The 8,913-nt window shown below is 39.2% G+C and carries 7 protein-coding genes; 2 read left to right on the top strand and 5 right to left on the bottom strand.

All coding sequences use genetic code 11. The annotated features are described in order from the left end of the window. The first annotated feature begins 76 nt into the window (after positions 1–76). Positions 77–1,192, top strand: a complete 1,116-nt coding sequence (locus AC1DRQ_RS27710; RefSeq protein WP_477428783.1) for a mechanosensitive ion channel family protein — start codon at positions 77–79, stop codon at positions 1,190–1,192. On the opposite strand, the gene AC1DRQ_RS27705 is transcribed toward AC1DRQ_RS27710, so the two are convergent. Continuing rightward, complete coding sequence (locus tag AC1DRQ_RS27705; protein ID WP_477428781.1) at positions 1,189–1,674, bottom strand: DUF4126 family protein; 486 nt, start codon at positions 1,672–1,674, stop codon at positions 1,189–1,191. The two genes, AC1DRQ_RS27710 and AC1DRQ_RS27705, sit on opposite strands and share 4 nt — an antisense overlap. 113 nt (positions 1,675–1,787) lie before the next feature. Here AC1DRQ_RS27705 and AC1DRQ_RS27700 point away from each other — a divergent pair, with 113 nt between their 5' ends. Continuing rightward, complete coding sequence (locus AC1DRQ_RS27700) at positions 1,788–2,333, top strand: hypothetical protein (protein ID WP_477428779.1); 546 nt, start codon at positions 1,788–1,790, stop codon at positions 2,331–2,333. Between the two features lie 66 nt (positions 2,334–2,399). On the opposite strand, the gene AC1DRQ_RS27695 is transcribed toward AC1DRQ_RS27700, so the two are convergent. The 4 genes from AC1DRQ_RS27695 to AC1DRQ_RS27680 all read right to left on the bottom strand — a co-directional run. Then, entirely contained in the window at positions 2,400–5,837 is a 3,438-nt protein-coding gene (locus AC1DRQ_RS27695; RefSeq protein WP_477428777.1) for an efflux RND transporter permease subunit, read from the bottom strand. A 24-nt stretch (positions 5,838–5,861) separates the two neighbouring features. Further along, positions 5,862–6,968, bottom strand: a complete 1,107-nt coding sequence (locus AC1DRQ_RS27690; RefSeq protein WP_477428775.1) for an efflux RND transporter periplasmic adaptor subunit — start codon at positions 6,966–6,968, stop codon at positions 5,862–5,864. A gap of 31 nt (positions 6,969–6,999) precedes the next feature. Continuing rightward, positions 7,000–8,349: a TolC family protein gene (locus tag AC1DRQ_RS27685; protein WP_477428773.1), complete on the bottom strand. Its 1,350-nt coding sequence runs from the start codon at positions 8,347–8,349 to the stop codon at positions 7,000–7,002. Positions 8,350–8,442: 93 nt separating this feature from the next. After that, on the bottom strand, positions 8,443–8,913 hold a 471-nt coding region (locus AC1DRQ_RS27680), incomplete at its 5' end, for a hypothetical protein (RefSeq protein WP_477428771.1).

Below are 8,913 nucleotides of genomic sequence, written 5' to 3'. Positions count from 1 at the left end.
ACCTAACACATTGTCAATTGCTAAAACAATTTTACATTCCTACTATTTTTAGATTAGATTTATATAACATAATACTATGAATACAGAAAATAGGTTGCCTCCTGATCTGCTCGAATTTTCACAGCGTATCCCATCTATTGTTTGGGATCTTATAATTGCCCTGATTGCTATATTGGTTGGGCTCATTATAAAATTTATAGTTACCCACCTGTTTAAACTTTATGCGAAAAAAGAAACCTCCTACTCCTTCTTCAGGTCAATAATAGTTAATCTGGGCACAGCCATTACCTATTTTATCCCGTTGTTCCTGCTTAACCTGTTCTTACCCTTTATGCGGATGGACAATGCATTCATAGCACCACTGGATAAAACCGTTGAAATTTTGTTAACCATTTCATTTGCCGGCATCCTGGTACGCTCTGTAAGAATACTGGAAGACTATATTTATCACGCTTATGACCTGAACAAGGCGGATAATCTTTTGGAACGTAAAATACGCACGCAGATTCAGTTTATGCGCAAGCTTTTAGTGGTGATCATTGTTTTTGTAACCATAGCCATTATTTTGCTGAGTTTTGAAAGTATGCGTAAAATTGGAACCGGCCTGTTAACCGGTGTAGGTATTGGTGGCATCATTGTTGGTTTTGCCGCTCAAAACTCGTTGGGAAATTTGCTTGCAGGTTTCCAGATAGCATTTACACAACCTATACGTATTGATGATGTACTGGTAGTTGAAGGTGAATGGGGCCGGGTTGAAGAAATCACCTTAACCTATGTAGTATTACGGATCTGGGATCAGCGAAGGCTTATTTTGCCTATAAATTATTTTATACAAAAACCATTTCAAAATTGGACGCGCAGTTCGGCAGATATATTAGGAACTGTATTTTTATATATGGATTATTCCATACCCCTTGACGAGATCAGGAAAGAATTTGACCGCCTGATAGTAAAATCGCCACTATGGGATAAAAAAGTGAGCATTATTCAGGTAACCGATAGTAAGGAAAACGCCATAGAGATCCGTGTACTGATGAGCGCCAGCAACTCGTCAGATGCGTTTGACCTGCGTTGTTACATTCGCGAAAACCTGATCACTTATATCCAGCAAAATTATCCTGGTAGTCTCCCTAAATCAAGAAATGAAATAAAGGATCTGGAAAAATATGTTGTACCTAAAACAGCGGGTTAAGCCAAACGTGATAAACCCATGCCACTACCTATTACAAGGGCATCTTCAATGGCGCCAATTACAGGGTCAATTATATGGCTGCTTTTAACAGCACTTTTKCGCAAAAAGTAACTACCAAAGGTTGATGCAAATGCTGCCCCGCCCCCTATTAACGCACCTGTTATGGCTTTACCACCTATTGCTTTATAAATACTTGCTCCGGCCAGCGCGCCCGATAGTACACGTGCTGCCAGCACCGCGGGCTTAATACGGTTAGGTGCTGATGGTAATTTATCAGCCACCAGCTCGCTCAAGGCAACAAGTTTCAGCACTTTGGCCACATTGGCCGATTGCATAAATCTTAAAGGAGAATGCTCCAGGTTTTTTGATTGATGATGGCTTAATATATGGCTGGTAATAACAGGCGCCGATGTTGATCGCATACCTGCCAAAGTACCGAGGCTAATAACTTGCCAAAACGGCTTTGATATTTTTAAATGCATAGTTGTTCTATTTGTTAATAGTAGAACCCCAGAAGGGCAATTTATGTTCTAATTAAAAACATAAATCAATAAGCAACTTACATTGTTGTAAATAGTACATCAAAACTAAAACTATGAAACTACATGAAAACAATGCCTTGGGCGAGCTGGGAGGAGCAATAGGCAAAGGATTGCTTGCCGGATTGGTGGCCACGGCCGCCATAACCTTATCTCAAATAATAGAAATGAAGATAACCAAACGCAAACCAAGTGAAGCGCCACTAAAAGTCACAGAAGAAGCAGTGGGATTAAAGCCAGTCAGCCGGGGAGACAAGCAAAAGCTTTCGAACGAGATACACTGGTCATACGGAACTGTATGGGGTATAACACGTGGATTAATTTCACTAACCGGGCTAAAAGGCGTACCTGCAACGCTGATTCATTTTGGAGCAATCTGGGGTACAGCCATGGTTATCTTACCTAAATTTAAAGCTGCCCCTCACATTTATAAGGAAGATGCAAAGGCTATTGCTATTGATGGTTTTCACCATGCTGTTTACGCTGTAACGGCAGGCCTGGTATTTGACACGCTTGACGCGGGAAGTAAAAATGAAAAAAGATTTAACCGGTTAATTAAGAGACTACATTTAAARGGATTGATCAGCAGGTTTAAATTCTAATAAACCCTGTAAAACAAAAATAGCCGTGTCCTTAATAAAGACACGGCTATTTTTATGCAGCTTAAGCTATACAGTTTCTGCTTCCAATACTTTTGTATGTTTTTCCTCTTTTTTATTACCAAAAAGCTTTGCTTTTATGTTATAACGGATAATGTACATACATGGAACCAGTATAAGTGTAATAATAGTAGCGAAGCCTAAACCGAAGATCATTGTCCATGCCAATGGGCCCCAGAATGCTACGTTATCGCCACCAAAGTGTATATGCGGAGCAAAGTGGGTGAACATACCTACAAAGTCGATATTAAAACCTATCGCCAATGGTATCAAACCTAAAATAGCCGCTGTAGCTGTTAATAATACCGGGGTCATACGGGTGTGCCCTGCTTCTACCACAGCATCATGCAAATTGGCCCCCTGCTCAATGAGCATATCCGTAAATTCAACCAGCAGTATACCGTTACGTACCACCACACCTGCAAGGGCAATGATACCTATACCTGTCATAACGATAGACATGGTCATGCCGAAAATACTTACACCCAGCAAAACACCTATGATACTGAAGAAGATCTCGCTGATGATAATGAATGTTTTACCTACAGAGTTAAACTGGATCATTAATATGATCAATATCAACCCAAATGACGTAGCCAAAGCCCCCAACAGGAAGTTCATAGCTTCCATTTGGTCTTCCTGACCGCCGCCTTGCCTTATGATCACATTATCCGGCTTTTTAAAGTTATTAATAGCCTGCAAAATATTGGCATTCACCTCATTCGCATTAAACGGTTTTATAACGCTTGAACCTAAAGTAAGCACACGGCGCTGTTGTTTACGCTTAATGTTACTATAGGTATTGGTATAACGCACATCCGTAAAGGCCGATATAGGTACCTGACGTATGGCACCGCCCGTAGCAAGGTCACGATAGGTTATTTTTATGTTTTTCAGTTCATCAAGATTGCTGCGCTGATTTTCTAATGCACGTACTTTGATCTGATAATCATCTTCCTTGGTATTTCTAAAATCACCTGCCTTTGCACCAAATACTGCCGTGCCCAGAGCCTGGCTTATTTGAGCAGTGCTGATACCTTCACGATTGGCTCTTTCACGGTCAATGTCAAAAACCACCTCGGGTTTATCGCTTTGTACATCGGCAATAAGACCTTCAATACCTGCTATATTTTGTTTGGCAATGTAGTTTTTAAGGCGGTTACCAGTTGCAACCAGCGTGTCAATATTATCCCCTATGATCTCAATACTGATATCTTTTTGTACCGGAGGGCCGCTGTTTTCCTGGGCTACGGCAATTTTTGCTCCTGGTATACCTTGTACCGCTTTACGTATATTGGCTAAAACTACCTTGGTGTCTTTACCATTACGCTTGCCAAACTCTACAAATGCTACGGTTACCTTACCTTTATTTTCATAGTCGCCCTGGTCTTCATCTGTTGGGTCGGTTACCCCTTTGGTAACGTTTGATATCACTGATGATACAATGTCCTTATCAGGCTCAACCACTTCGGCTACACGCTTTTCAACTTTTTTAGTGATCTCATTGGTATAAGCCTGATCGGTACCTATTGGCATGGTTAAATAAACGTAAACAAAGTTTGGATCGCCTGATGGAAAAAATTCAACCTTTGGCGACCGGGCTATCATAAACATAATAGTCAGGATAAACAAAACTATAGTGCCGAATAATATGGTTAACGGCCTGCGCACTGCCTTTTCAAGCAAACCTGCATACCATCTTTGAAAACGCGGCCATGCCTTTTTCTGGAACCWGTCTATTATTTTTAATAAAATAAAATGATTCAACAGGTATAAAAGTATAGCAAGCACCAAAAAGTTGCCCATACCCATTGTCCAGATACCTGCAAAAAACATTGCATAGCTTAATATGGCCAATACTGCCATAACGCCCACGGTTATAGTCGTTTTTCTGTCAAATCGTGGGTTATCATGTTCGCCTTCATGGTGCGGTTTCATAAAATCAACCGCGAAAACAGGATTAATAATATAAGCTACCACCAATGATGCCAGTAAGGTAATGATCAGTGTAATAGGCAGGAAGAACATGAAGTGTCCTATCAAACTATTCCAGAATGCCAAAGGAACAAATGGCGCCAAAGTGGTCATAGTTCCTGAAAACACAGGAAGAAATACTTCGCCGGCTGCCATTTTAGCGGCCTGCTTTATCGGCACTTTACCATTGGCAAAAATACGGTGTGTATTTTCAATTACCACAATAGCATCATCAACCACTATACCCAGTGCCAGCAGGAACGAGAACAGCACGATCATATTGAGGGTAAACCCAATGGAAGGCATCACTAAAAATGCTATAAAACACGACAATGGTACAGAAAGCGCTACAAATACAGCATTGGTAGTACCCATAAAAAACATCAGAATAACGGTTACCAGTATAAAGCCGATCACTATGGTATTGATCAAATCATTTAACGTGGTACGTGTTTTATCAGACTGATCTCCTGTTACAACAATATCAAGCCCTTTGGGAAATACTGTTTTTTGTTTCAGTTTTATCAGTTCATTGATCTTATCAGATGCCTCAATAAGGTTTTCTCCCGCTCTTTTACTTACGTTAAGGGTAATTACATTTTTAAAGTTGGGGTTATCGTTGGTCTTTAAACGTGCATAACTCTCCTGCTCTAAAAATGAATCTTTAATCTCGGCAATATCCCTTAAGTAAACTGCTTGTCCTTTAGGATTACGGATAGCCATAGCGGCCACCTCATCTGCATTTTTAAAATCCTTTTTAATATCAATACTGCGGCGTATACCATCAGTTTTAACAGTACCTGCCGATGAAAGGATATTCTCGTCTCCGATTGCCTTAATAATATCATTAAAGCCAATTTGTGTAGCTGCCATTTTATTCAGGTCGACATTTACCTGGATCTCAGGAGTTAAGGCCCCTACTTCATCTACCTTTGAAATTTCTTTGTAACTTTCTATTTCATCTTTTAAAACATCAGCATATTCTTTCAGTTTCTTCAGATCATAATTACCCGAAATATTGATATACAAAATGGGCAAATCAGCAACGTTAATGTCAGATATTACTGATTCCTTCAGGTTATCATCATTTTGGGGCAGATCCTGTTCAGCTTTATCTACCGCATCTTTTACATCAATTTTCGCGTCTTTAATATCAATATTAGCATTAAATTCAGCGGTAATAATAGATACGTTTTGCACCGAGTTTGAGGTAACTTTTTTAAGCCCTTTTAGTGACTTTAATTGTTTCTCTATTTGCCTGGTAACCAGGTTCTCAATGTTTTGCGGCGACTGCCCGGCAAATGTGGTAGTTACAAATACCTTTGATTGTGCAATATCCGGAAAGTTTTCCTTAGGCAGGTTGTTGTAACTGATGAGCCCTAATACGGTAACCAAAAATATGAGCACGTAAATAGCGGTCTTATTTTCAATGGCCCAGCTTGAGGGCCCAAATTCTTTATTCAGATCTTTCATAATTAATAGATCAAACGTTAATAATTAATTAGCAGACTGTAATACTTTTATTTTGTCGCCATCCTCAATTTCAGTGGCACCCTCGGTTACCAGTTGGTCGCCGTTTTTTAATCCTGATAATATTTCTGTATTGCCGGCATAAGTAGTTCCTGATTTAACATTCACCTTTTTGGCAGTTCCGTTTTGATTAAGATACACATAATCGCCCGTTTCTGATTTTAAAATAGCCTTAACCGGCACCACTACCGTATTTGCCTTGGTGTAATTAGCTATTTGAATAATGGCAGTCATGTTAGGGCGAAGGGTTTTACGTACGGGTAATTTTATTTCGACACCAAAGCTGCGTGAAGTTGGATCAATAGCCTTTGCTGCAAAAGTTACTTTGGTAATTAATGAATCCTGTGCATCAGGTACTAATATTTTCACCTCGTTGCCTGTATTTACACTGCCTGCATAAGATTCAGGCACATCAGCCTTCACTTTTAAAACATCGGCGTTCACCACACGGATACCTGTTTGGCCCGGTGAGGCAGCCTGACCTAATTTAAGGTCCATCTGATCAACAGTTCCGTTAATAGGAGATACAATACGGTACTGGCTCGCCTGCTGTTTTAACGCAGCCAATGCTTTTTTACTGCTTTGCAATGTTGTTTGTGCCTGCAAAAATTGTACCTCGGTACCTATTTTTTGATCCCAAAGATTTTTTTGGCGATTGAATAATGTTTGGTTTAAACTAACCTGTGATTCATTTTGTGCTATATTTTGCAGCAATACGTTATTATCAAGCTGGGCCAGCGTTTGGCCTTTACTTACATGTTGCCCAACTTTTACATACAGGCCGGTTATTATAGCCTGAGCCTGCGGATAAGCAGTTACGTTATCCTGCGCGTCAATTTTACCCTGTATCTGAACATAATTGGTAAACTGGGTTGGTTTTATAGCAATTGTGCTTACATCTGTAGTTTTAGATGAATCTGTTGAACCTACTTCGGCCTGTAATTTGGTGATCTTTGAATTTAGATCAGCCTGTTGTTTTTTCAGGTCAGCAAGCTCGGCTGTTTTATCCTTAGGTTGTTTACTTGAGCAAGCCGCCAAAAAAATGAAAGCCGGTATGTATAGTAGTTTTTTCATGTCTTTTTTATATAGTGGGTTTAGTAAATGTTTATTTAATGCGGCCATATGCCTTATCCAGATCAACCTTGCTTATTAAAGCATCGTAAAGTCCTTGTATGTATTTATCATTTGCGTCATCAAGCGATGTTTGCGCTTGTGTTACTTCAATGCTTGAACCAACTCCCTGCTGATATTTTATTTTAGAAACACGCAACACTTCTTCTGCTAATTCCCTGTTTCTTTTTTGGTTATTCAAGCTTTGTAGTCCATTAATATAGGTTACATTAGCTCTGTTGGCCTCCAGTTTTAGTCCGTTCTTCGAATTTTCTAAATCATTCTGCGATTTTAAAACCGCAATTTTAGATTGCCGTACCTGGTTTAAGCGCTGCCATCCATTAAATATGGGGATGTTTAAAGTAAGTCCAACGTAGCTTGAAGGAAAGTTCATTTTGTACAAATTACCAAAACTGTTATTCTGATAAGATGAGGTATAAGTTGCATTGGCTTTCAGCGTTGGTAGGTATTGTGATTTTTGACGCTTCAAATCAAGTTTCTTAAGTTCAATACCTGTTTCGGCTAAATTATATTCAATTCGGTTGTGATAAAATGAAGTGTCAGCCGCCAGATCAGCAGTATCATCCATTTTAATATCTTCCAGCTTATCTTTTAGCGAAAGATTATTCTCAATAGGCATCCCCATCTGGAATTTTAAAACCTGATAATTTAATGCAAGAGACCGAATTGTATTTTCACGGCTGGTCACTAAATTATTGTATTGAACCGAGATCCGGTCAACATCAATTTTTTCAACAACACCCTGTTTGTTTTGCGCTACGGTTTCATCAAACTGCTGTTTTAATTGTTTGATATTGGCGTTCACCAATCTTAATTGTTCGTTACTAACTAAAACCTGGTAGTAAGCTTTAGTTACGCTAACGTTAACCTGAATTTGTGTACGGGTATGATTTCTGATAGAAAGCTCTTTATAAGTTTTGGACGCCTTTAAGCCTACCAGGTAACTACCGTCAAACAGTATTTGGTCTGCAGTTGCTCCAACACTTGACTGATACTTAACCCCAAACTGTACAGGGATAAAAGTACCTGCAGGCTGGCCAAATATTTCTCCGGGCAATAAAGTTGTTGGTATTTTTAAATAATCCTGAAATGTGGCCGTTCCACTTACCTGGGGTAGTCCAATACCGGTTGTTTCTTTTACTTTGTATTCCGCGCTTTTTATATCAAGTTTGGCATTTACAACCGAGTCCTGATGCTCATAAGCGTAGTTTATGCATTCCTGAACGCTAAAATTATATGTTTGGTTATTAGGTGGCGCATCCTGCGCATAGCTTTTAAAGGCTAAGGCACAAAACACTGTTGCCGTAAAAAGTAGATATTTCATTTTATATATTGTGGTTGGGTTATTATTCAATTATCTATGATGCCGATTCAAATGTCATATACGGTAATGACAGCCCTATGTCAGCAGTGTTTTTTATTCATCATGTATGTTTTTATAATGGTTTAAAAGCTTGTAACCTTTAAGTGTACAAATGCCATAGTTAAAGTGATCTAAAAACTGTATCTGCACTTTCCAGGTATTAAACTCCGCTACCGGGAAAATTTCAGTATTAAAACCAAGTTCAATCTGGCTCACCCTCATCCTTGCAATTATCCTTACGTCAATATCTGTCCTGATGTAACCTTGCTTCATACCTTTTGTTAAAAGCTCTTCCAGTGTACTGATCAGGATCTCAGCTTTAAACTTCTGAAACTCCGCCCAGGCTTCAGGGTGATATTTTTGCATATCATGCATTACTATCGGGTTTATCCTTGAAAATACATCTTCAGAGCATTTCATCATATTGATCATTTCCTCAATCACATTTTCTGATTTGCTGATGATATCATTTATTTGATTTTCATCATCTTTCAGTTTCTTTTTAACCAATGAGGTAACCAGTTC

The organism is Mucilaginibacter sp. P4_E8 (assembly GCF_056401495.1).
The sequence above is the reverse complement of the archived record's forward strand: the minus strand, read 5'-3'. Positions and strand labels throughout refer to the sequence as shown.

Excerpts from the sequence above, each read along its gene's own strand:
- AC1DRQ_RS27685 (WP_477428773.1), bottom strand. The coding sequence starts at position 8,349 with ATGAAATATCTACTTTTTACGGCAACAGTGTTTTGTGCCTTAGCCTTT.
- AC1DRQ_RS27710 (WP_477428783.1), top strand. The coding sequence starts at position 77 with ATGAATACAGAAAATAGGTTGCCTCCTGATCTGCTCGAATTTTCACAG.
- AC1DRQ_RS27690 (WP_477428775.1), bottom strand. The coding sequence starts at position 6,968 with ATGAAAAAACTACTATACATACCGGCTTTCATTTTTTTGGCGGCTTGC.